The organism is Pseudomonas sp. sp1636 (genome assembly GCF_030376615.1).
Lineage (GTDB): Bacteria > Pseudomonadota > Gammaproteobacteria > Pseudomonadales > Pseudomonadaceae > Aquipseudomonas.
The window spans coordinates 49,839-73,339 of the sequence record NZ_JARRAB010000010.1; the positions used below are offsets into that span (position 1 = coordinate 49,839).

Annotated in this window: 20 protein-coding genes; 11 read left to right on the top strand and 9 right to left on the bottom strand. The window is 64.8% G+C overall.

Going from position 1 to position 23,501, the window contains the following annotated elements:
• Positions 1–29 precede the first annotated feature (29 nt).
• Positions 30–1,475 (top strand): HDOD domain-containing protein, encoded by a 1,446-nt coding sequence (locus tag P8H27_RS11720; protein WP_289637686.1) that lies wholly within the window; start codon positions 30–32, stop codon positions 1,473–1,475.
• Here P8H27_RS11720 and P8H27_RS11725 read toward each other — a convergent pair whose 3' ends face one another.
• Both P8H27_RS11725 and gloB read right to left on the bottom strand, forming a co-directional pair.
• The gene (locus P8H27_RS11725) at positions 1,476–3,029 is read right to left on the bottom strand and encodes a LysM peptidoglycan-binding domain-containing protein (protein ID WP_289637687.1); all 1,554 of its coding nucleotides are present in this window, start codon (positions 3,027–3,029) and stop codon (positions 1,476–1,478) included. It lies immediately after the preceding gene.
• A gap of 101 nt (positions 3,030–3,130) precedes the next feature.
• Positions 3,131–3,904 carry a hydroxyacylglutathione hydrolase gene (gene gloB, locus P8H27_RS11730; RefSeq protein WP_289637688.1) on the bottom strand — a complete coding sequence of 258 codons (774 nt, stop codon included), beginning with the start codon at positions 3,902–3,904 and terminating at the stop codon, positions 3,131–3,133.
• Between the two features lie 76 nt (positions 3,905–3,980).
• On the opposite strand from gloB, the gene P8H27_RS11735 reads away from it, so the two are divergent.
• From P8H27_RS11735 to dnaQ, 3 genes are all read left to right on the top strand, one after another.
• Positions 3,981–4,739, top strand: coding sequence for a methyltransferase domain-containing protein (locus P8H27_RS11735; RefSeq protein WP_289637690.1), 759 nt, complete (start codon positions 3,981–3,983; stop codon positions 4,737–4,739).
• Between the two features lie 87 nt (positions 4,740–4,826).
• Positions 4,827–5,279: a ribonuclease HI gene (gene rnhA, locus P8H27_RS11740; RefSeq protein ID WP_289637691.1), complete on the top strand. Its 453-nt coding sequence runs from the start codon at positions 4,827–4,829 to the stop codon at positions 5,277–5,279.
• Complete coding sequence (gene dnaQ, locus P8H27_RS11745) at positions 5,272–6,000, top strand: DNA polymerase III subunit epsilon (RefSeq protein WP_289637693.1); 729 nt, start codon at positions 5,272–5,274, stop codon at positions 5,998–6,000. Before rnhA ends, dnaQ begins: the two co-directional genes overlap by 8 nt.
• A gap of 131 nt (positions 6,001–6,131) precedes the next feature.
• On the opposite strand, the gene P8H27_RS11750 is transcribed toward dnaQ, so the two are convergent.
• Positions 6,132–7,622, bottom strand: coding sequence for an aldehyde dehydrogenase family protein (locus P8H27_RS11750; RefSeq protein ID WP_289637695.1), 1,491 nt, complete (start codon positions 7,620–7,622; stop codon positions 6,132–6,134).
• 145 nt (positions 7,623–7,767) lie between these two features.
• Here P8H27_RS11750 and P8H27_RS11755 point away from each other — a divergent pair, with 145 nt between their 5' ends.
• The 5 genes from P8H27_RS11755 to P8H27_RS11775 all read left to right on the top strand — a co-directional run bounded on the left by P8H27_RS11755 (position 7,768) and on the right by P8H27_RS11775 (position 14,779).
• A complete protein-coding gene (locus P8H27_RS11755) occupies positions 7,768–8,670 on the top strand; it encodes a LysR substrate-binding domain-containing protein (RefSeq protein WP_289637696.1) in 903 nt (300 codons plus the stop codon).
• 184 nt (positions 8,671–8,854) lie between these two features.
• Positions 8,855–10,105, top strand: a complete 1,251-nt coding sequence (locus tag P8H27_RS11760) for an aspartate aminotransferase family protein (protein WP_289637697.1) — start codon at positions 8,855–8,857, stop codon at positions 10,103–10,105.
• 106 nt (positions 10,106–10,211) lie between these two features.
• Entirely contained in the window at positions 10,212–11,444 is a 1,233-nt protein-coding gene (locus P8H27_RS11765) for a DUF3422 domain-containing protein (protein WP_289637699.1), read from the top strand.
• A 173-nt stretch (positions 11,445–11,617) separates the two neighbouring features.
• Positions 11,618–13,018: a VOC family protein gene (locus tag P8H27_RS11770; RefSeq protein ID WP_289637701.1), complete on the top strand. Its 1,401-nt coding sequence runs from the start codon at positions 11,618–11,620 to the stop codon at positions 13,016–13,018.
• A 78-nt stretch (positions 13,019–13,096) separates the two neighbouring features.
• Positions 13,097–14,779 carry a thiamine pyrophosphate-binding protein gene (locus P8H27_RS11775; protein ID WP_289637703.1) on the top strand — a complete coding sequence of 561 codons (1,683 nt, stop codon included), beginning with the start codon at positions 13,097–13,099 and terminating at the stop codon, positions 14,777–14,779.
• A gap of 83 nt (positions 14,780–14,862) precedes the next feature.
• On the opposite strand, the gene P8H27_RS11780 is transcribed toward P8H27_RS11775, so the two are convergent.
• The 6 genes from P8H27_RS11780 to P8H27_RS11805 form a co-directional block, all read right to left on the bottom strand.
• Positions 14,863–15,324 carry an Lrp/AsnC family transcriptional regulator gene (locus P8H27_RS11780; protein ID WP_289637705.1) on the bottom strand — a complete coding sequence of 154 codons (462 nt, stop codon included), beginning with the start codon at positions 15,322–15,324 and terminating at the stop codon, positions 14,863–14,865.
• 124 nt (positions 15,325–15,448) lie between these two features.
• On the bottom strand, positions 15,449–16,138 hold the full coding sequence (locus tag P8H27_RS11785) for an ABC transporter permease (RefSeq protein WP_289637707.1): 690 nt from the start codon (positions 16,136–16,138) through the stop codon (positions 15,449–15,451).
• Positions 16,135–16,830: an ABC transporter permease gene (locus P8H27_RS11790; RefSeq protein WP_289637709.1), complete on the bottom strand. Its 696-nt coding sequence runs from the start codon at positions 16,828–16,830 to the stop codon at positions 16,135–16,137. Before P8H27_RS11790 ends, P8H27_RS11785 begins: the two co-directional genes overlap by 4 nt.
• Positions 16,831–16,888: 58 nt before the next feature.
• Entirely contained in the window at positions 16,889–17,641 is a 753-nt protein-coding gene (locus P8H27_RS11795) for an ABC transporter substrate-binding protein (RefSeq protein ID WP_289637711.1), read from the bottom strand.
• 14 nt (positions 17,642–17,655) lie between these two features.
• Positions 17,656–18,429 (bottom strand): ABC transporter ATP-binding protein, encoded by a 774-nt coding sequence (locus tag P8H27_RS11800; RefSeq protein ID WP_289637713.1) that lies wholly within the window; start codon positions 18,427–18,429, stop codon positions 17,656–17,658.
• A 388-nt stretch (positions 18,430–18,817) separates the two neighbouring features.
• A complete protein-coding gene (locus P8H27_RS11805; protein ID WP_289637715.1) occupies positions 18,818–19,915 on the bottom strand; it encodes a saccharopine dehydrogenase family protein in 1,098 nt (365 codons plus the stop codon).
• Between the two features lie 245 nt (positions 19,916–20,160).
• On the opposite strand from P8H27_RS11805, the gene P8H27_RS11810 reads away from it, so the two are divergent.
• Both P8H27_RS11810 and P8H27_RS11815 read left to right on the top strand, forming a co-directional pair.
• Positions 20,161–22,446, top strand: a complete 2,286-nt coding sequence (locus P8H27_RS11810; RefSeq protein WP_289637717.1) for an Orn/Lys/Arg decarboxylase N-terminal domain-containing protein — start codon at positions 20,161–20,163, stop codon at positions 22,444–22,446.
• 235 nt (positions 22,447–22,681) lie between these two features.
• Positions 22,682–23,494 (top strand): crotonase/enoyl-CoA hydratase family protein, encoded by an 813-nt coding sequence (locus P8H27_RS11815; RefSeq protein WP_289637719.1) that lies wholly within the window; start codon positions 22,682–22,684, stop codon positions 23,492–23,494.
• Positions 23,495–23,501 lie beyond the last annotated feature (7 nt).

Genomic DNA, 23,501 nt, shown 5'->3' on the forward strand with positions numbered 1-23,501 from the left:
TTTGGCTTAATCACCACGAGGCCTTGAACTTGGATACACCTAGCCATGGTCTGCAGTCATGGATTGATCGTCTGAACCAGGCCGAATTGCCTGCCCTGGCCGCTGTGGTGCAGGATCTGCAGCGCTTGGCACAGCAAGAGCACTCTTCGGTGCAGCAACTGGCGGACGTCTTGCTTCGTGATGCTTCCCTGACATCCAAGGTGCTGCGTGTCGGCAACAGTGCTTATTACAACCCTTCGCAAGAAACGATCAGAACCATCTCGCGGGCCATCGTCCTGATCGGCTTCGACAATGTACGCCTGATCAGCCTCTCCGTGAGCCTTATCGACGGTTTGCTTGCCGGTGCTCCGCGCGAGCAGTTGCAGGAACTGCTCGCGCGTTCGTTTCACGCCGCCGTACAGGCGCGCAATATTGCCGGCTACGTGCTGTCGAGGCATGAGGAGGAGGTGTTTATCGCAGCCTTGCTCTATCACTTGGGCGAGCTGGCTTTTTGGGGCTGTGGCGGTGCGCAGGCGGACGAGTTGGCCTGCGCCCTGGCTCAGCCGGGCGTCGATGTCGAGGAAACGGTACGTGCGGTGCTCGGCACCAGCTTCCGCCAGCTGACCCAGGGCTTGGTAAAAGGCTGGAATCTCGGCGAGATTGCCAGCTTGGCGCATCACAGCGCCAACCATAACGACCCGGCGGTGCGCGCGGTCAGTCTGGGCGCCCGGATCAGTGAGGCGGCGCTCGAAGGCTGGGACTCGCCGGCGATGGAGAGCTTGGTCGGCGAGATGGCGGGATTCATCGGGGTCAGTCCGCAAGAGGCCATGCAGCAGGTATTGGCCAGCGCCGATGAAGCGGTCAAGGTGGCCGCGACCTTTGGCGCCAGTCAGCTCTGCCGGCTGATCCCCAACACCGATCCCGAGCAAATCCGTCTGCAACAGGAACAGCGCAAGGCGCGCCTGTTGCAACCCAACCTGCAGCTCCTGCAACAGGCCTTGCAGGATCTGGGGTTGATGGCGTCTCGCCGAGGCGATGTCGGCTTGATTCTCGATACCTTGCTCAAAGGCCTGCATCAGGGGGCGGGGCTGGAGCGGGCGATGTTGGTGGTGCTGGCCGATGGGCAAAGTTGCTTTCGCGCCAAACGGGTGCAGGGCGAAGACACCGAGGGCTGGATGAGTGACTTCCTGCTGCCGGTCGAACAGCGCGAGCAGCCGCATATCTTCAGCTACGTGCTGCGCAATAAAGAAGCACTGTGGATGGGTGTGCCAGCCAGCTATAGCCTCAATGATCTGGTGACCCAGCCGATCCGTCAGCGGCTGGGCCAGGGCATGTTCTTTATCGCCCCGCTGTTGGCAGGCAGCCGCGAGATCGGTGTGCTCTATGCCGACAACCGGGTATCCGGGCGGGCGTTGAAACATGAGCAGTTTGTCGCCTTTCAGCGCTTCACCCAGCTCACCCAACGTTGCCTGGAGGCGCTGAGCCAGCGCGCTTGATCAGCGCGCCAGGCGCAGGGCCAGGGTCTGCCCCGGCTTGAGCGCACTGCTGGTGCGCGGGTTCCAGCTCTTGAGGTGCTGCATCTGCACCTTGAAGCGTTTGGCGATCAGGTACAGCGAATCGCCCTTGCGCACCCTGTAGTAGGTCACTTCGCCGCGCTCGCCCGTCGGCGCGGCCTGGCCGTCACGTAGCGCCAGGGTCTGGCCGACCCGCAGCTGGTTGCCGGTCAGATTGTTCCAGCGTCGTACATCCTCGAGCGCAACCCGGTGGGCCTTGGCGATTTGCCAGAGGTTGTCGCCGCTTTTCACCCGGTAGTTGCGTGGTGCGGCTTCCTGGCTGGCGAGTCGCTGGAACAGCGGTTCTTTCGGCTGGCGACCCGGTTGTGCCGGGATGCTCAGTACCTGGCCGATGCGCAGCTGGTTGCCGCTGAGCCGATTGATGTCCTTGAGGGTGCTGACCGTGAGGTGGTAGCGGTTGGCAATACTGTTGAGGCTGTCGCCGGAGCGCACGCTGTATTGCTGCCAGTCCACTAGATCCTGTGGCTTCATCAGCGCCAGGTTGGCGGCCAGCAGTTCCGCATTGGCGGTGGGCACCAGCAAATGTTTCGGGCCGTCCAGGGTGATGCGTTTCTTGAAGGCGGGGTTGAGCTGATACAGCTCATCTTCATCCAGCTCAGCCATGGCCGCGACCCTGGACAGATCCATGCGCTGCTTGAGTTCGACCTGCTCGAAATACGGCTCGTTGGCAATCGGCTCGAGGCTGACGCCATAAGCTTGCGGGGACATCACTACCTGCGACAGGGCCAGCAGCTTGGGCACGTAATTTTGCGTCTCTTTGGGCAGTGGCAGGTTCCAGTAGTCGGTTGGCAGGCCGAGTCTCTGGTTGCGCTCGATGGCCCGGCTGACGCGGCCTTCGCCGGCATTGTAAGCGGCCAGGGCGAGCAGCCAGTCGCCGTTGAACATTTCATGCAGGCGCGACAAGTAGTCCATCGCGGCATTGGTCGAGGCCATGACATCGCGGCGGCCGTCGTACCAACTGGTCTGGCGCAGATTGAAATAACGCCCGGTGGAGGGAATGAATTGCCACAAGCCCACCGCGTTGGCGTGGGAATAGGCAAAGGGGTTGTAGGCGCTTTCGATCATCGGCAGCAATGCCAACTCCATCGGCATATTGCGTTCGGCCAGCCGCTCGACGATGTAGTGGATATAAGGGCTGCTGCGCTCGCCGGATTTTTCAATAAAGGAGGGGTTGCTGACGAACCACAGGCGCTGCTGCTCGATGCGCGGGTTGATGCCGATCTGATCCTGCAGTTGATAGCCGTCACGGACACGCTGCCAAATATCTTCGGGCTCTGCCGTGGCGAGGCTATCGCTCAGCCATACCGGTTCTCGCTCCAGGCCCACGGTCAGATCGGTGTCGTTACCGCGACCATTGTCGAGGCCTTTGCCGGTGCTCTGACAGCCGGCCAGAGTGGCACAAAACACCACCACGAGCGCCTGGGCGCCTTGTGCCAATGCCTTTAAATTCAAGGTCTTGCGTGGTGATAAAGGCATTGGCTGGTTGGGGCTTCCCGAGATAAAGGTCGGGCGATTCTAGGAACCGATGCCGGGGTGGTCAAGTTTTAACCACTTTTTTTGCGAGGTTATCGATTTTTTTAGAAGTGATCCTTCCACGCGCGCAGGCACGCAAAAACCTCGCTGGACGAGCGTTTTTGCGCGCCGTCATGCTCGTCAATTTTGGCCTTGACCGAGGCTTCGGCGCTACGTAAAAAAGGATTGGTCGCGCATTCCAGGGCCAGGTTGGAGGGTAGGCTGATGCGTCCTTCGGCGCGCCAGGCGCTGACTTCCTGCAGGCGTTGGGCGATTTGCGGATTGTTTGGTTCGACCGCCTGGGCAAAGCGCAGGTTGCTCAAGGTGTATTCATGGGTGCAATACACCAGGGTTTGCTCGGGCAGGGCCGCCAGGCGGCGCAGTGAGTCGTGCATCTGCGCGGGGCTGCCTTCGAACAGGCGGCCACAGCCGGCGGCGAACAGGGTGTCGCCACAAAACAGCCAGTGCTGGTCTGCCTGGTAATAGGCGATATGCCCCAGGGTATGCCCGGGTACTTCGATGACGCGCAAGCGCTGGCCGAGCACTTCGACCTCGTCGCTTTCGCGCAAGGCCAGATCGCGTGCGGGGATATTCTCGCGCGCCGGGCCGAGTACCCGTGCCCCCGTCGCCGCCTTCAACGGCTGGATGCCGCCCACATGGTCGGGGTGATGGTGGGTGATCAGTATGTCGCTCAATTGCCAGTCCGGGTGGCTGTTCAGCCAAGCCAGCACCGGCGCCGCATCGCCGGGGTCGACCACCGCACAGCGGCGCTGTTCGGTGTCTTGCAGCAACCATATATAGTTGTCCGAGAAAGCGGGCAGGGCGTCGATCTTTATCATCGTGCGGGTCGCTAAGCAGGTCATAAAGGTGCATCTTAGGACTCATTGGCAATGCTGGCTACGCAGGTAATCCTTTATGTCCGATCATCCCTTCGCCCAGGCCGATGCCGATTGGCTCAAGCTCATCGGCACGGCGCGCCATTGGTTCAATGGGCCCTATGGGCAGTTGTTGCTGGAGGATGAGCAGCGTTTGCTGGAGGAAGAACTGGCGCGCTTCTTTGGCGGTTACCTGGTGCATTACGGCCCTTCCGCGAACGCTTCGCCGAATGCCGCGCAGATCCAGCGCAGCGTACGGGTCGGTGCGCCTTTCAGTGGCGTGGAGATCGTCTGCGAAGAGCAGGCCTGGCCGCTGACCGAGTATGCGGCGGATGTCGTGTTATTGCAGCATGGCCTGGACTTCAGCCTGTCGCCCCATGGGTTGTTGCGAGAGGCGGCGCACAGCGTTCGTCCGGGCGGGCATTTGCTGGTGGTCGGGATCAACCCGATGAGCGCCTGGGGCGTGCGCCGCCTGTTCGCTCGCGACGCCTTGCGCCAGGCCCGCTGCATCGCGCCCAGGCGGGTCAGTGACTGGCTGCACCTGTTGGGCTTTGCGCTGGAGAAACGCCGCTTCGGATGCTATCGTCCGCCGCTTGCTTCCACTGCCTGGCAGGCTCGTCTGGCACCGCTGGAAGCCTGGGGCGATGCTTGGCAATCGCCAGGCGGTGGCTTCTATCTATTGGTGGCGCGCAAGCTGGTGATAGGTTTGCGTCCGCTGCGCCAGACGCAACGAGCCCCCATGGGCAAGCTGGTGCCCATGCCGGTGGCCAAGGTCAGTCGCCGCGACTCGAAGCCGTAAGTGCTGGCAGGCCGTTGAACGCGTAGGTGGTTATTCAATGGCCTGCTAGAGCCTGCCGAGCGGAATTTATTGAGAGAAATGCTCTGCATGAATGAACAAGTCGAGATTTACACCGATGGTGCCTGCAAGGGCAATCCCGGCATCGGAGGCTGGGGCGCGTTGATGATTTTCAAGGGCGTGGAAAAAGAACTCTGGGGCGGCGAAGCCGAAACCACCAACAATCGCATGGAACTGACCGCGGCGATTCGCGCCCTGGCCGAGTTGAAGCGTGCTTGCGACGTGCGTCTGGTGACCGACTCGCAGTACGTCATGCAAGGTATCCAGGACTGGATGCCGAACTGGAAGAAGCGCGGCTGGAAAACCGCCGCCAAACAGCCGGTGAAAAATGCCGACCTGTGGCGCGAGCTGGACGAGCAGGTCAACCGGCACACCGTGACCTGGCAGTGGGTGCGTGGGCATACCGGTCATCCCGGGAATGAGCGTGCCGACCAATTGGCCAACCGTGGCGTCGATGAAGTGAGAGGGCTGCAACGTGCGTAGCGTAGTACTGGATACCGAAACCACCGGCATGCCGGTCGCCGATGGCCACCGGATCATCGAGATCGGCTGTGTCGAACTGATGGGCCGGCGCCTCACCGGGCGGCATTTCCATGTCTACCTGCAGCCGGATCGCGAGATCGACGAGGGCGCCATTGCGGTGCACGGCATCACCAATGATTTCGTCCAGGACAAGCCGCGCTTCAAGGAAGTGGCCGACGAGTTCTTCGAGTTCATCAAGGGCGCGCAGCTGATCATCCACAACGCGGCGTTCGACGTTGGCTTCATCAACAACGAATTCGCCCTGATCAAACAGCAGGATCGCGCCGACATCAGCGAGCATTGCTCGATCCTCGATACCCTGCTGATGGCTCGCGAGCGCCATCCGGGGCAGCGCAACAACCTGGATGCGCTGTGCAAGCGCTATGGCGTCGACAACTCGGGGCGCGACCTGCACGGCGCCTTGCTCGATGCCGAGATCCTCGCCGACGTCTACCTGACCATGACCGGCGGCCAGACCCACCTGTCCCTGGCCGGCGACGGCTCCGAGGGCGACAGCAATGGTCGTCAGCAGCCCAGTGCGATTCGTCGCCTGGCCGCCGAACGTCAGCCCACCCTAGTGGTTCGCGCTTCTCAGGCCGAGCTGGAGGCGCATAGCGCGCGCCTGGCCGCGATCGAGAAAGCGGCCGGCGGCCCTGCGTTGTGGGCGACGTTGGAGCCATAGTGCGCACAGGCTGGTGCCGCTTCTGTAGGGGCCAGCCGGCGGGCTGCTACAGAGGTTGTTCGGCCGTATCAATAAATAAAAAAGCAGCCCCGACGCAATGCGCCGGGGCTGCTTTTTTAGTGCGTGGATACTCAGTCGAAGACGATGCCCTGGGCCAGCGGCAACTCGCGGGAGTAGTTGACCGTGTTGGTCTGCCGGCGCATGTAGGCCTTCCAGGAATCGGAGCCGGATTCGCGGCCGCCGCCGGTTTCCTTCTCGCCGCCGAAGGCGCCGCCGATTTCCGCACCGCTGGTGCCGATGTTGACGTTGGCGATGCCGCAGTCGCTGCCGGCGGCGCTCTGGAACTGCTCGGCCTCGCGCAGGTCGGTGGTGAAGATGCACGAGGACAGGCCTTGCGGCACCTCGTTGTTCAGGTGCAGGGCCTGGTCGAAGTCGCTGTAGCTCAGCACGTAGAGGATCGGTGCGAAGGTCTCGTGGCGCACCACCGCGCTTTGGCCCGGCATCTCGACGATGGCCGGCGCCACGTAGTAGGCGTTGGGGTACTGCTCGGCCAACTGGCGCTCGCCGCCGAACACCTGGCCGCCTTCAGCGCGGGCCTGGTTCAGCGCGGCCTGCATGGACTCGTAGGCATGCTGATCAATCAGCGGGCCGACCAGGTTGCCCTGCAGCGGATGGCCGATGCGCACCTTGGCGTAGGCCACTTTCAGGCGGGCGACGATCTCGTCCTTGACCGATTCGTGGGCGATCAGCCGGCGCAGGCTGGTGCAGCGCTGGCCGGCGGTGCCCACGGCGCCGAACAGGATGGCGCGCACGGCCATGTCCAGGTCGGCGCTGGGGGCGAGGATCATGGCGTTGTTGCCGCCCAGTTCGAGGATGCTGCGGCCGAAACGGGCGGCCACCCGCGGGCCGACTTCGCGGCCCATGCGGGTGCTGCCGGTGGCGCTGATCAGGGCCACGCGCGGGTCGTCGACCAGGGCTTCGCCGGCGTCGCGGTCGCCGATGACCAACTGGCTGAGGCCCTCGGGGGCGTCGCCGAAGGCCTGCAGGGCCTGCTCGAACAGGGCCTGGCAGGCCAGGGCGGTGAGCGGGGTCTTCTCCGAGGGCTTCCAGATCACCGCGTCGCCGCAGACCAGGGCCAGGGTGGTGTTCCAGGCCCAGACCGCGACCGGGAAGTTGAAGGCGCTGATCACCCCGACCACGCCGAGCGGCTGCCAGGTCTCGCGCATATGGTGGCCCGGACGCTCGGAGGCGATGGTCAGGCCGTAGATCTGCCGCGACAGGCCGACGGCGAAGTCGCAGATGTCGATCATTTCCTGCACCTCGCCCAGGCCTTCCTGGGTGATCTTGCCGGCTTCCCAGGACACCAGCTCGCCGAGGTCGGCCTTGTGCTGGCGCAACACCTCGCCGAACAGACGGATCAGCTCGCCGCGACGGGGGGCGGGGACGGTGCGCCAGGCCTGGAAGGCCTGCTCGGCGCGCTCGATCTTGGCCAGCACGGCGGCGCGATCCTCCAGGCTGACCGAACCGATCTGGCTGCCGTCGATGGGGGTGTATACCGGGTAGTTGCCATTCTCTACTGCGTGGGCGTTAACCCCGAGGCGGCTCAGAAGTCCGTCAACCATGGCTATCTCCTGTTTCTGCTGGTGGTTGAAAATTGCGATCCGGGTCAGTATTAATCTTCCGGCTGGAAGACAACAAGCGACCATTATTCGCCATGTCATTCCTTGGATTCATTCATTTGCCTTAATTGGCCTTCGCGAGTAGCCCATGTCCAAACGTCTGATGCCGTCGATGGCCGCCCTGCAGTGTTTCGAGGCCGTGGCCCGGCATCTCAGCTTCACCCGCGCCGCCGAGGAGCTGTTCCTGACCCAGAGCGCGGTGAGCAAGCAGGTCGCGCAGCTGGAGGAGATGCTCCAGCACCTGCTGTTCCGCCGCATCCGCCGGCGCCTGCAGCTGACCCCGGCCGGCTCGCTGTACCTCACCGAGGTCAACAAGATCCTCAAGCAGGTGGAGATGTCCACCCGCTATATCCTCTCCTACGGCGGCGAGACCGAGGTGCTCAAGGTCGCGACCCAGCCGACCTTCGGCGCGCGCTGGCTGATCCCGCACCTCAAGGGCTTCGGCGCCGCCCACCCGGGCATCCACCTGGACATCTGCAATGAGCTGGAACCCTTCGACCTGTTGCAGTCGCGTGCCGACGTGGTGTTCTTCTTCGGCCAGGGCACCTGGCCGGGGGCCGAGTGCATCGAGCTGTTCGGCGAGGCGGTGGTGCCGGTGTGCGCCCCGGATATCCTCCCGGCCGCGCCGCTGGACAGCCCGCTGCAGTTGACCGAGATGCGCCTGCTGCAATGCGCCTCGCGCCCCGAGGCCTGGCACGAGTGGTTCCAGGGCCTGGGCCTGCAGACCGAGCACAGCTACCACGGTCCGCGCTTCGAAACCTTCTATATGTGCATCCGCGCCGCCCAGTCCGGCTGCGGGGTGGCGCTGGTGCCGCGCTTTCTGGCGGCGGACGAACTGGCCGAGGGCAAGCTGGTGATCCCCTGGGATCATCCGGTGAGCAGCAGCGGCGCGCATTTCCTGGCCTACGCCGAGCATGCGGCGGAGGTGCCGAAGATCCGCAGCTTCGTCAGCTGGATCGAGGAGCAGGTCAGGCTCGAACAGAAGCGCTGAAGGACGCGATCTCGGAATTTAAGGAATAACAGCCGCGCTTTTTTTCGTTTGTACGCCGGGTTGAACTCTCGCTTTCATAGCGGCCTATCCCACTAGGCCCAGAGGATTCGCCCATGCCCGCCTGCCAGACGCCCAGCCGTTATCCGTTCCCTTTGCGCCAGTCGGTCGCAGCGGGGGCGCGCCCATGAGCCAGGCGCCGATCAGCAACTCCCTGGCCATCGTCCATCCGATCAGCCTCAGCCATGGGCGCAATGCCGAGGTCTGGGACACGGCAGGCAAGCGCTATATCGACTTCGTCGGCGGCATCGGCGTGCTCAACCTCGGTCATTGCCACCCGCGCATCGTCGCGGCGCTGCGCGAACAGGCCGGCCGCCTGACCCACTCGGCCTTCAATGCCGTGCCCCATGAGGGCTACGGCCAGCTGATGGCGGCGCTGGCGCGCTTCGTGCCGGTCAGCTATCCGCTGTCGGGGATGCTCACCAACAGCGGCGCCGAGGCGGCGGAAAATGCCCTCAAAGTGGTCCGGGCCGCCACCGGGCGCAGCGCGGTGATCGCCTTCGATGGCGGTTTCCACGGCCGCACCCTGGCCACCCTCAACCTCAACGGCAAGGTCGCGCCCTACAAGCAGAAGGTCGGCGTGCTGCCGGGGCCGGTGTATCACCTGCCGTATCCCAGCGCCGACAACGGGGTCAGCCGCGAACAGGCGCTGGCGGCCATGGAACGCCTGTTCAGCGTGGAGATCGACCGCGCCGAGGTGGCCTGCTTCATCGTCGAGCCGATCCAGGGCGAGGGCGGTTTTCAGGTGCTGGATGCGGCCTTCGCCCAGGATCTGCGGCGTTTCTGCGACGTCCACGGCATCCTCCTGATCATCGACGAGATCCAGTCCGGCTTCGGCCGCAGCGGCCAACGCTTCGCCTTCAGTCGCCTGGGCATCGAGCCGGATCTGCTGCTGCTCGGCAAGAGCATCGCCGGCGGCCTGCCGCTGGGCGCGGTGGTCGGCCGTCGCGAACTGTTGGACGCGCTGCCCAAGGGCGGCCTGGGCGGCACCTATTCGGGCAACCCGCTGGCCTGCGCCGCGGCCCTGGCCAGCCTGGCGGAGATGAGCGATGCCAACCTGGCGACCTGGGGCGAGTTGCAGGCCAGCACCATCGAGGCGCGCCACCGCAGCTGGCAGGACAAGCCTTGGGCGCCCATGATCGGCCGGCTGACCGGGGTCGGCGCCATGCGCGGCATCGAGTTGCGCAGCGCCGACGGCGGGCCGGGCAGCGAGCGCCTGGCCGCGCTGCTCGGCGCCGCCCGCGAGCAGGGGCTGCTGCTGATGCCCAGCGGCAAGGCGCGGCACATCATCCGCCTGCTGGCGCCATTGACCTGCGAACGCGAGCTTCTCGAGGAAGGCTTCGACATCTTCGAGCGTTGCCTGGCCGCGCTGGCCTGAGCCGGCCAAGGCGTGGAGATGTGCCCTCGCCGCGCCTGGGGCAGTCTAGAAAACTCGGGGCAGGGCTTTTGCCAGGACCTGCCGGTGAGTTTTCAGGAGAGCCTTGATGCACCCGCTGAGAGAAAGCCTGCACGATGAACTGCACGCGCGCCCGTCGATCTATTTCGCCGGCCCGGCCCATGTCTACCACTTCGCCCTGCTGGATGACGGCCTGTCCCTCGACGGCCTGGTGCGCCAGCTCGACGAACTGGCCGACAACCCCGGGCGAGGCGTGCAGCGTCACGGCCTGCTGCGCATCGCCGGGCATGCGTTCAAGTGGGAGCGTCACAGCGAGTTTCTCTCGCTGACCTGGGTGGTGCCGCGTCAGGCCGACGGCCCGCGCTGGGCGGAGCTGCCGCAACCGCTGCGCGGCCTGCTCGATGCGCACCGCGAGCTGATCATCAATGCCCTGGTGATCCTGGTCGAGGACGAGCAGGACGCCGATGGCCAGCCGTCCAGCTACGGTTTCAAGGATCCGGCCGGCTCGCATGTCGGCGGCGGCGATGCCACGGTCTGGAGCGACTTTCGCCTGTCGGCGCAGGGCTTCAACCGCCTGCTACTGGTCAATCGCGGCCTGAATGCCTACCGGCTGGGGCGGATGGTCCGCCGCCTGGTGGAAATCGAAACCTACCGCATGCTCGCCTCCCTGGGGTTGCCCGCCGCCCAGGAGCTGAGCGGCAGCCTGCAGGAACTGGATCGCGAGCTGATCGGCCTGGCCGAGCGCAATGCCGCCGCCGACAACAGCCAGGCCAAGGCGCTGCTCGACGGCCTGACCTCGCTCTCGGCCCGCTTGATGCGCTGCTCGGCCGGCTGCCGGCAGCGCTTCAGTGCCACCGCGGCCTATGCCCAGATCGTCTTCGAGCGCATCGCCGAGCTGCGCGAAAACCATGCCGACGGCCATCAGCGCCTCGGCGTGTTCATCGAGCGGCGCTTCAAACCCAGCGTGCGTTACTGCGCGGCCACCGAGCAGCGTCTCGACCGCCTGGCCGCCGGCATCGCCAACCTCGGCGAGCTGCTGCAGGCCAAGGCCCAGGTCGAGGTGGAGGAGCAGAACTCGAAGATTCTCGAGAGCCTCAATGCGCGCAGCAGCACCCAGTTGAAGATCCAGAAGGCGGTCGAGGGTTTCTCCCTGATCGCCATCAGCTACTACCTGATTGGTCTGCTCAAGATGACCCTGGAGGGGCTGGCGGCACTGGGTTCGCCGCTGTCCGGCAAGGTGCTGTTCGCCCTGCTGGCGCCGCTGTTCCTGCTCACCCTGGTGCTGCTGGCGCGGCGCCTGAAACAGGCGGCGCAGCACTGACGGATCTGGCCGCAGCGGCCTTGGAAGATTCGTTTAGGGAATGATCAGGAGAAGATTAGTCGTTTGAAACGGGCTATTCGGCTCGCCAGAATGTTTCGCATGAATCACCGGAATAGGTCTCCGCCCTGGAGACCCCGGTCAGAGCGATCAGGCGAAGCGAGGAGTCGAACCCCATGAGTGTGCAAGCGGCCGCCCACCGAGACGCGTGGGTTCACCCGGACGAGATCCGTGCGCAGTTTTCCCGCGCCATGTCGGCCATGTATCGGGCCGAAGTGCCGCTCTACGGCGAACTGCTCGATTTGGTGAGCCAGGTCAACCGGCAGGTGCTGGCGCAGGATGGCGAGCTGGCCGAACGGCTGCAGCTGACCGGGGAGATCCAGCGCCTGGACATGGAGCGGCATGGCGCCATCCGCCTGGGCAGCGCCGTCGAGCTGGCCACCATGCGTCGGCTGTTCGCGGTCATGGGCATGTACCCGGTCGGCTACTACGACCTGGCCTGCGCCGGGGTGCCGGTGCATGCCACCGCGTTCCGGGCGATCCACGAAGATTCGTTGCAACACAGCCCGTTCCGGGTGTTCACCTCCTTGCTGCGCCTGGAGCTGATCGACAATGCCGAGTTGCGCGAATTGGCGCGCAGCGTGCTCGAGCGCCGATCCATCTTTACCCCACGGGCCATCGCGCTGATCGAGCGTTTCGAACAGGCCGGCGGCCTGGCGCAGGCCGAGGCGGACGAGTTCGTCGAGCAGGCCCTGGAGACCTTCCGCTGGCACCGCGAGGCGACGGTCGGCGCGGCGCTGTACCAGCAACTGAGCGAGCAACACCGGTTGGTCGCCGACGTGGTGGCCTTCAAGGGCCCGCACATCAATCACCTGACCCCGCGCAGCCTGGATATCGATGCGGTGCAGGCCGGCATGCCGCAACGCGGCATCGACCCCAAGGCGATTGTCGAAGGCCCGCCTTTGCGGCGCTGCCCGATCCTGTTGCGCCAGACCAGCTTCAAGGCCCTGCACGAGCAGGTAGTGTTCGTCGAGGACAATGGCGAGCGCGCCCTGGGCAGCCATTCGGCCCGTTTCGGCGAGATCGAGCAACGCGGCGCGGCCCTGACCGCCAAAGGCCGCGCGCTCTACGACCGCTTGCTGGACAACGCGCGCCAGGCAGACGGCGACTATGGATCGGCGCTGGCCGAGCAGTTCGGCGAATTCCCGGACGACTACGCCAGCCTGCGCCGCCAGGAACTGGCCTATTTCCGCTACTTCGTCAGCCCGGCCGGGCTGGCGGCCAAGGCGCGTGGCGAGCTGGCGAGCGACCTGGAAGCGCTGCTCGCCGCCGGGCATCTGTGTTGCGAGCCGCTGGTCTACGAAGACTTTCTGCCGGTCAGCGCGGCGGGCATCTTCCAGTCCAACCTGGGCGATGCCGCGCGTGACAGTTACGGCCATTCGGCCAATCAGGACGCCTTCGAGCGCGACCTGGGCGCGCCGGTGTTCGACGAGCTGGCGTTGTATGCCGAGACCCAGCGGCGCTCGCTGGTTCAGTGCGCCGAGCGGCTCGGGTTGGCGGAACTGTTCGGCGACTGACGGCTGGTCGCGTGCTCGGTGTATTGAATAGTCACTTGCCGCCGGGCGCGAGCCTGGCCGTTTTCGAGGAGTCGCATCATGGATAACAGCAAGGGCGTCCGCAGCGGCGGGCAGATTCTGGTCGATGCCTTGCGCATCAATGGCGTCGAACGCGCGTTTTGCGTGCCGGGGGAGAGCTACCTGGCGGTGCTCGATGCCCTGCACGATGCCCGCGACGAGATCGACCTGGTGGTCTGCCGCCAGGAAGGCGGCGCCGCCTATATGGCCGAGGCTTACGGCAAGCTGACCGGTAAACCGGGGATCTGCTTCGTCACCCGCGGCCCCGGCGCCACCAATGCCTCTGTGGGCGTGCACACCGCCTACCAGGACTCGACGCCGATGATCCTGTTCATCGGCCAGGTGGCCCGCGACCAGATGGACCGCGAGGCCTTCCAGGAAATCGACTACCGGCGCATGTTCGGCCAGCTGGCCAAGTGGGTGGTGCAGGTCGACGATGCCCGGCGCCTGCCGGAGTTGCTCAGCCAAGCCTTCCACCGCGCCGTCAACGGCCGGCCCGGGCCGGTGGTGGTGGCGTTGCCGGAGGACATGCTCACCGATTGCGTCGCGGTGGCCGATGCCGGGCCTTGTCGGCGCATCGAGGCGAGTCCGGCCGCGGCCGACCTGCAAGCCATGGACGAGCTGCTGAACCAGGCCCAGCGGCCCTTGCTGATCGTCGGTGGCGGCGGCTGGACTGCCGCGGCGGTCGCAGACATCCAGCGCTTCGCCGAGCGCCGGCAGTTGCCGGTGGCGGCCTCGTTCCGCTGCCAGGATCTGTTCGACAATGGCCATCCTAACTACGCCGGCGACCTCGGCCTGGCGGCCGGGCCGAAACTGCTGCAGGCGGTGCGCGATGCCGACCTGCTGCTGGTGGTCGGCGCGCGCATGGGCGAGATCACCTCCGGCGGCTACAGCCTGCTGGAGATTCCCGTGCCGCGCCAGCAACTGGTGCATGTGCACGCCGGGATCGAGGAACTGGGCCGGGTCTATCAGCCGACCCTGGCGATCAACAGCGGCATGGCGGCCTTCGCCGCCCAGGCCGCCACGCTCGCGCCCGACCGCAATCCGCGCCATGCCGACTGGATCCACAGCCTCAATGGCCACTACCTGGCCAATCTCGACTGTCCGCCTTCGCCGGGGCCGGTGCAGCTCGGCGAGATCATGGCCTGGCTGCGTGAGCGCCTGCCGAGCGACGCCATCCTGACCAATGGTGCCGGCAACTATGCGGTCTGGGTTCAGCGTTTCTACCAGTACCGCGGTTTTCGCACCCAGTTGGGGCCGACCAACGGTTCGATGGGCTACGGCGTGCCGGCCGGCATCGCCGCCAAGATCAGCGCGCCGCAGCGCATGGTGGTGGCCTTTGCCGGCGATGGCTGCTTCATGATGAATGGCCAGGAACTGGCCACCGCGGCCCAGTACGGTGCCAACCTGATCGTCATAGTGGTCAACAACGGCATGTACGGCACCATCCGCATGCACCAGGAACGCCACTATCCTGGACGGGTATCCGGCACCACGCTGCATAATCCGGACTTCGCCGCCCTGGCGCGGGCCTATGGCGTGCATGGCGAGGTGGTGGCCGCCACCGCAGAGTTCCCGGCGGCCTTCGAGCGCGCCGCCCAGGCCGGCATGCCGGCACTGATCGAAATCCGCGTCGACCCCGAGGCGCTGACCCCGCGGCAGAGTCTCAGTCAGATCCGCGCGCAGGCCCTGGCGCAGTCCTGATGGTTTGGGCGGGCGCGCTCGGCGCCCGCCGTTCTCAGTCCTAGCAGGCCGTTGAAAAACGTAGGTGGTATTTCAGCGGCCTGCTAGAGCTTCTGTCCGCGATCCAGCTTGCAGGACAGGATGATCGAGGTGGTGGTCTTCTCCACCCCATCCACCGCGCCTATCTCATCGAGCAGTTCGTCGAGCCGTTCCGGCGATTCGGCGCGCAGCCAGGCGACGAAATCGAACTCGCCACTGACCGTGCACAGCTGCTGGACCTCGGCCATGTGGGTCAGCCGGCGCAGCACTTCCTTGCCCGAGCGCGGCTGCAGGGTGATGCCGACATAGGCCTGCAGGCCGCCATCCAAAACCCGTTGGCCCAGACGCAGGCCATAACCGGTGATGATCTTGTTCTTCTCCAGGCGGGCGATCCGCGAGATCACCGTGGTGCGGGCGATGCCCAGCTTGCGCGCGAGCATGGCGACGCTCTCGCGGGCATTGAGTTGCAGGGCGGCGATCAACTGGCGGTCGATATCGTCCAGGCGAACGGGGGAAAACTCGGGCATCGCGGGGCTACCAGGCAGAGGGTGAGAAGGTGCGGCATCTTAGCAAAAACGCCGCCCGGCCCGCTGTGGGCGGCCGGGCGTAGGGTGCGCCGTGCGCACCGATTTATGACTGCTGAGCGTGGCGTCAGCGACCCTGGCAGGCGTCCACCCGCAGGCGCCGCTCCAGCAGGCGGAAAGCCTGCACCAGCAGGTAGGCGGCGACCAGGTAGAACACCCCGGCGGCGAAGAAGATCTCCACCGGCTGGTAGGTGCGGGCGATGATGGTGCGCGACATGCCGGTCAGCTCCAGCAGGGTGATGGTGCTGGCCAGGGCGCTGGCCTTGAGCATCAGGATCACCTCGTTGCTGTAGGCCGGCAGGCCGATGCGCGCCGCACGCGGCAGGATGATGTGCACCAGGGTGCGCAGGTTGGACATGCCCAGGGCCCGCGCCGCCTCGATCTCGCCGGGCGGAATGGCCTGGATCGAACCGCGCAGGATTTCGGCGATATAGGCGGCCGTGTGCAGGGTCAGGGTGACCACCGCGCACCAGTAGGCATCGCGCAGCAGCGGCCACAGCGGCCCCTCGCGCACCGCCTCGAACTGGGCCAGGCCGTAGTAGACCAGGAACAGCTGCACCAGCAGCGGGGTGCCGCGAAAGAAGAAGATGTAGGCGTAGGGCAGGGCGCGCAGCCACCAGTGCCGCGAGGCCCGGGCAATGCCCAGAGGAATGGCCAGGAGCAGGCCGGCGATCACCGCGATGGCCACCAGTTCCAGGGTCAGCATGGCGCCTTCGGCGATCTTCGGCAGCCACTTGATGATCAATTCCCAGTTCATGCGGCGCTCCTAACGAAACCCTGGCTGGCACGCTTCTCGAGCAGGTGCAGGCCGATCATGGCGAGGATGGTGAGGCTCAGGTAGATGAAGGCGGCCACCAGGAAGAAGGTGAACGGCTCCTTGCTCGAGGTCACGGCGATCTGCGAGCGGCGCATGATTTCCTCCAGGCCGATCACCGAGATCAGGGCGGTGTCCTTCATCAGGATCATGAACAGGTTGCCCAGGCCGGGCAGGGCGATGCGCCACATCTGCGGCAGGATCAGGCGCCAGAGAATCCGCGGTTTGGACAGGCCGAGGGCTTGGCCGGCCTCGCGATGGCCCTTGGGGATGGCCAGGATGGCGCCGCGGAACACCTCGGTGGCGTAGGCGCCGAAGCACAGGCCGAGGGCGATGGTGCCGGCGGCGAAGGGGTTCAGTTCCAGGCTGGCGATGCCGAGCAGGTCGGCCAGGCTGCGCAGCAGGCTGACCGTGCCGAAGTAGATCAGCAGCACCCAGAGCAGCTCGGGGATACCGCGCACCAGGGTCGAATAGGTGCCGCCCAGCCATTGCAGCGACTTGTACGGCGAGGTCTTGGCCAGCGCGCCGAGCAGGCCGAGTACCAGGCCCAGTGAGAGTGCCGACAATGCCAGCTTGATGGTCATCAGGGCGCCGGCCAGCAGCGCCGGGCCGAAGCCGTAGAGATCGAGAGTCATAGTTGGTACCACCTCAGGGACAGGCACGGCGCGACAGGCGCCGCGCCTGTCAGGCCGGTCAGTAGATGCTGAAGGGGAAATACTTGTCGTTGATCTTCTTGTAGGTGCCGTCGGCGACAATTGCCTTGAGTGCGGCATTCAACTTTCCGCGCAGCGGATCGTCCTTGCGCACGGCGATGCCGATCTTGTCGTTGTCGAACACCGGCTCGCCCTTGAACTCGAAGCCCTTGCCGGCGTCGCTCTTGAGCCATTCCCAGTTGACGAAGGTGTCGGCCAGCACGCCGTCGAGGCGGCCCGAGGTGAGGTCGAGGTAGGCGTTCTCCTGGGTGTCGTACAACTTGATGTCGACCACCTCGCCGAGGTTGTCTTCCAGCCAGGTGCCGGCGATGGTGGCGCGCTGCGCACCTATCACCTTGCCTTTGAGGCTGGCGGTGTCGGTCTTGAACTCGGCGCCTTTCGGGGCGATGAACTGCAGCTTGTTGGTGTAGTAGGGCGCGGTGAAGTCGACCGCCTGCATGCGCTCCTCGGTGATCGACATGGAGGCGACGATGGCGTCGAATTTCTTGGCGTTGAGCGCCGGGATTATGCCGTCCCAGTCGGAGGTGACCACTTCGCACTCGGTCTGCATGGTGGCGCACAGCGCCTGGGCGATCTCCACATCGAAGCCGACCGCCTGGCCGCTGGCGTCGATCAGGTTGAAGGGTGGGTAGGCACCTTCGGTGCCGATCTTCAGTTTGTCGGCGGCAACGACGCTGCTGGCGAAAGCCAGGGTCGCGGCGGTGGTCAGCAAGATTTTCTTGTATTTATGCATGCGATGACGCTCCGTTAATGATTGCTGGACATGAACTGCTTGCAGCGCGCCGAGCTCGGGTTATCGAACACCTGGGCCGGCGTGCCCTGTTCCTCCACCAGCCCCTGGTGGAGGAACACCACTTCGCTCGACACCTGGCGGGCGAAGTTCATTTCGTGGGTGACCAGCAGCATGGTGCGGCCTTCATCGGCCAGGGCGCGGATCACGCTGAGGACTTCCTGAACCATTTCCGGGTCGAGGGCCGAGGTCGGCTCGTCGAACAGGATCACCTTGGGCTCCATGCACAGGGTGCGGGCGATGGCCGCGCGCTGCTGCTGGCCGCCGGAGAGCTGGTTGGGGTAGACGTGGCGCTTGTCGGCGATGCCGACCTTGGCCAATAGCGCCTCGGCCCGCTCGACGGCTTCGGCCTTGCTCAGGCCGAGCACCCGGCGCGGCGCCTCGGTGATGTTGTCGAGCACGCTCATGTGCGGCCACAGGTTGAAGCTCTGGAAGACGAAGCCGATTTCGCTGCGCAGCCGGTTGATCTGCTGGCTGCTGGCCGCGACCAGGGCGCCGTCGTGGCCTTTCTTCAGGCGCAGCTCTTCGCCGTTGACCAGGATCTGGCCCTGATGGGGCGATTCCAGCAGGTTGATGCAGCGCAGGAAGGTCGACTTGCCGGAGCCGGACGAGCCGAGGATGGAGATGACGTCGCCGTCGCGGGCGGTGAGGGAAATGCCCTTGAGCACCTCGTGCGCGCCGTAGCGTTTGTGCAGGTCGCGGATTTCCAGTGCAGCTGGGGAACCAGTCATTGAAGCACCTCTTATTATTCTTTTTTCGCGTAACGGATACTGCCGGGTCACGCTGGGCACTGCTGCCGGTTATGCGTCGCCGGCGTTCAGCATTGCGTCAGCCTGGCCCGCTGCAGAGCCAATGTTGCCTGCCCTCTGCTCGTGCGTCAGGGCATCTCTGGGCTCGATGGAAGCAGTTCGCCTAAGCATCCAGCAAACGAAAATAGGGACTCGCATCATTCCGAAAACGACTCGATATGACCCGGCGGCAAGCGCCAAAAGGCCCGCTGGCATAGCGCCTGCGAGCCGGTTTTTGCAGCACCGGAATGCGAGTCTTCCCAGTAACGAAAGACCGCCGCTTATCCATGCCTGGCGTGCAGCGAGGGGCCGCTGCACGCCGGGAGGGAACTCAGGCGGCGTCCTGGGCCTGGTCGCTGTGCTCTTCGTAGGCCAGGCCGAAACGGTTGGCGAGGAAGTCGTCCAGGGATACCTGCTCCTGGCTGATGAAGCCCGCCTGCGGGAGGCGCTGCTCGCGGAACAGGTCGAGTGCCGCGCAGATGCCGGCGGCGGTGGTGATCTGGATGGCGCTGGTCAGGCGGCCGTTCTGCACCGCGGCGAAGATCTTGCGGCTGAACACCTGCTGCACCAGCTTGCCGTCCTTCATGCCGTTGACGGTGACGAACACCAGCACTACGTCCTGCATGGTGCTGGGCACGGCGCCGCGCAGGATGTCCTTGAGCTTGTCCTGATGGCCGGCCAAGCGCAGGTCTTCCAGGAGGAACTTCATCAGGTCGCGGTGGCCCGGATAGCGCACGGTCTTGTAGTCGAGTACCTCGACCTTGCCCTGCAGGGTCTCGCACAGGGTGCCCAGGCCGCCGGAGGTGTTGAAGGCCTCGTACTCGACGCCGTCGAGGGAGAAGTGCTCCAGGCCCTCGAGCGGCTGAACCATCTGCAGCTTACCGTTGCGGATCGCCTCGCAGGGGTGGCAGTACTCGTTGACCAGACCGTCGACGCTCCAAGTCAGGTTGTACTTGAGGGCATTGGTGGGGAACTCCGGCAGGGCGCCGACGCGCATCTTCACTTCGCGTACGCTGTCGAAATCGCGCGCCAGGGAGTGGGCGGCGATGCCGATGAAGCCCGGCGCCAGGCCGCACTGCGGCATGAAGGCGGTCTTGGCATCCTTGGCCAGCTCCATGATGGTCTTGGTCGCGTGGACGTCTTCGGTCAGGTCGAAGTAGTGGGTGGCGCTGTTCTTCGCCGCCTGGGCCACGCCGATCGCCATGTGGTAGGGCAGGGCATTGAGCACCGCGTCCTGGTCGCGCATGGCCGCCTCGAGGGCAGCGCTGTCGGTCGAATCCAGTTCGAGGGTGGCGATTCCTAGTTTGGCGATGGCATTCAGCGAGTTGACTTCGCGATCGGCCACGATCACTTGGTAATCGCCGGATTGTTGCAGCAGTTGCGCGATGGTGTAACCGATGTGGCCAGCGCCGAGCAGGAGTACCTTCATTGTTATTCTCTCCAGAGATTAGGTTGCGACCAGGCCAGTCTAGAGAGCAATAAACTCGACGATAAGGCTTATAAAATAGCAATTAGATGAATTGCTGCTGCTAAATGACTAACAATTGCTGCGATATGTAGCGCCTGCTTAGGCGAAGCATGGGCAACGCCAGTTCGCCTGGTTTCCTAAAAGGGCATCGCATGGTGTTTACTGAGTGCAGTTGCCCAATTGCTCAGTGGATGCCGGATTGCCCCATGTATAAAGACCTCAAGTTTCCCGTGCTGATCGTGCACCGCGATATCAAGGCCGACACCGTGGCCGGCGATCGGGTGCGTGCCATCGCTCGCGAACTGGAGCAGGACGGTTTCAGCATCCTGTCCACCGCCAGCTCCGCCGAAGGGCGAATCGTCGCCTCGACCCATCACGGCCTCGCCTGCATTCTGGTGACTGCCGAGGGCGCGGGGGAGAACAAGCACCTGCTGCAGGACATGGTCGAGTTGATCCGCATCGCCCGCCGGCGTGCGCCGCAGTTGCCGATCTTCGCCCTCGGCGAACAGGTGACCATCGAGAACGCGCCGGCCGAAGCCATGGCCGACCTCAACCAGTTGCGCGGCATTCTTTACCTGTTCGAGGACACGGTGGCGTTCCTCGCCCGCCAGGTCGCCCGCGCCGCGCGCAATTATCTGGACTGCCTGCTACCGCCATTCTTCAAGGCGCTGGTGCAGCACACCGCACAATCCAACTACTCCTGGCACACCCCTGGCCATGGCGGCGGGGTGGCCTACCGCAAGAGTCCGGTCGGCCAGGCTTTCCACCAGTTCTTCGGCGAGAACACCCTGCGCTCCGACCTCTCGGTGTCGGTGCCGGAGCTGGGTTCGCTGCTCGATCACACCGGCCCCTTGGCCGAGGCCGAGGCCCGCGCCGCGCGCAACTTCGGCGCCGACCACACCTACTTCGTGATCAACGGCACCTCGACCGCCAACAAGATCGTCTGGCACGGCATGGTCGGGCGCGACGACCTGGTGCTGGTCGACCGCAACTGCCACAAGTCGATCCTCCACGCGATCATCATGACCGGTGCGATTCCGCTGTACCTGTGTCCGGAGCGCAACGAACTGGGCATCATCGGGCCGATCCCGCTGAGCGAGTTTTCCCGCGAGTCGATTCAGGCCAAGATCGACGCCAGCCCCCTTGCTTGTAACCGTGAGCCGCGCGGCCGCGTGCCCAGCAGCAGCGGGGCCATGATCAAGCTGGTGGTGGTGACCAACTCGACCTACGACGGCCTGTGTTACAACGCCGAGCTGATCAAGCAGACCCTCGGCGACAGCGTCGAGGTGCTGCATTTCGACGAGGCCTGGTACGCCTATGCGGCCTTCCACGAGTTCTACGCCGGGCGCTATGGCATGGGCACGACCCGCACCGCCAATGCGCCGCTGGTGTTCAGCACGCACTCCACGCACAAGCTGCTGGCCGCGTTCAGCCAGGCCTCGATGATCCATGTGCAGGATGGCGGTGCGCGCCAGCTGGACCGCGACCGCTTCAACGAAGCCTTCATGATGCATATCTCGACCTCGCCGCAGTACGGCATCATCGCCTCGCTGGATGTGGCCTCGGCGATGATGGAAGGCCCGGCCGGGCGCTCGCTGATCCAGGAAACCTTCGATGAGGCCCTGAGCTTCCGCCGTGCCCTGGCCAATCTGCGGCAGAACCTCAGCACCGACGATTGGTGGTTCAGTATCTGGCAACCGCCCCAGGCCGAGGGCGCCGACGAAGTGGCCACCGCGAGCTGGTTGCTGCAGCCGCAAGCCGAGTGGCATGGCTTCGGCGAGGTGGCCGAGGATTATGTGCTGCTCGATCCGATCAAGGTCACCCTGGTGACCCCCGGCCTGACCGCGGGCGGCAAGCTCGATCAGTGCGGGATTCCGGCGGCGGTGGTCAGCAAGTTCCTCTGGGAACGTGGCCTTGTGGTCGAGAAGACCGGGCTGTACTCCTTCCTGGTGCTGTTTTCCATGGGTATCACCAAGGGCAAGTGGAGCACCCTGCTCACCGAGTTGCTGGAGTTCAAGCGCAGTTACGACGTCAATCTGCCGCTGACCGTCGCCTTGCCCTCGATTGCCCAGGCGGGCGGTGCGCATTACCACGGCATGGGCCTGCGCGACCTGTGCGATGCGCTGCACCGTTGCTACGGGGAAAATGCCACGGCCAAGGCCATGAAACGCATGTACACGGTGCTGCCGGAAGTCGCCCTGAAACCCGCCGATGCCTACAACCAGCTGGTACGCGGCGAAGTCGAGGCCGTGCCTATCGATCGGCTCGACGGGCGCATCGCGGCGGTGATGCTGGTGCCCTATCCGCCGGGTATCCCGTTGATCATGCCGGGCGAGCGCTTCACCCCGGCCACCCGCTCGATCATCGATTACCTGGAGTTCGCCCGCACCTTCGACCGCAGCTTCCCCGGCTTCGACGCCGACGTGCACGGCTTGCAACGCAACGAAGATCCCGGCGGCAGCGACTACACGGTCGACTGCATCAGGCTGTAAGACGCGCAGGCGCGTTGTCGACGGGACGGCGTGCCAGCCTTACGCGCCTTGTGCGGCTGTCTGCGCCAGATCGAGTGGTTCCTGGCAACAGTTAACAGCGCTTAAGCCCAATGGCGTGTTCTGCGTCACAGAGGCCGGCATCGACATTTATGACGTGCTTGTTATAGTTGCGCGGTTGTAATCACAAGAATGTTCTTGGGCGCGTGCGCGCCGTTTATTGCAGAGGATGACTGCCGTGTCCGACTACAAAGCCTTTAGTGTCGAGTTGGCAGATAAGATCGCCCACGTGGTGATCAATCGCCCGGAAAAAATCAACGCCATGAACGCCGACTTCTGGGCGGAGATCATCGAGATCTTTCGCTGGGCCGACGCCACCGACGAGGTGCGGGTGGTGGTGCTGTCGGGCGCCGGCAAGCATTTTTCCTCTGGTATCGACCTGATGATGCTGGCCCAGGTCGGCACCCAACTGGGCAAGGATGTCGGCCGCAATGCCGAAGCGCTACGGCGCAAGATCCTCGAATTGCAGGCCTCGTTCAACGCCGTGGACAACTGCCGCAAGCCGGTGCTGGCGGCGATCCAGGGCTACTGTCTGGGCGGCGCCATCGACCTGGTCTCGGCCTGCGACATGCGCTATTCGACCCTTGACGCACAGTTCTCGATCAAGGAAATCGACATGGGCATGGCCGCCGACGTCGGCACCTTGCAGCGTCTGCCGCGCCTTATCGGCGACGGCATGATGCGCGAGCTGGCCTTCACCGGGCGCACCATCGACGGCGAAGAAGCGCGCAGCATCGGCCTGGTCAATCGTACCTTCGCCGATGCTTCCGCGCTGCTCGACGGGGTGATGGAAATCGCCCGCGAAATCGCCGCCAAGTCGCCGGTGGCCATCCGCGGCACCAAGGAAATGATTCGCTATATGCGCGACCATAGGGTCGATGACGGCCTCGAGTACATCGCCACCTGGAACGCCGCGATGTTGCAGTCGGCCGATCTGCGCGTGGCCATGACCGCGCACATGAGCAAGCAGAAGCCGGAGTTCGCCGACTGATGCCGCT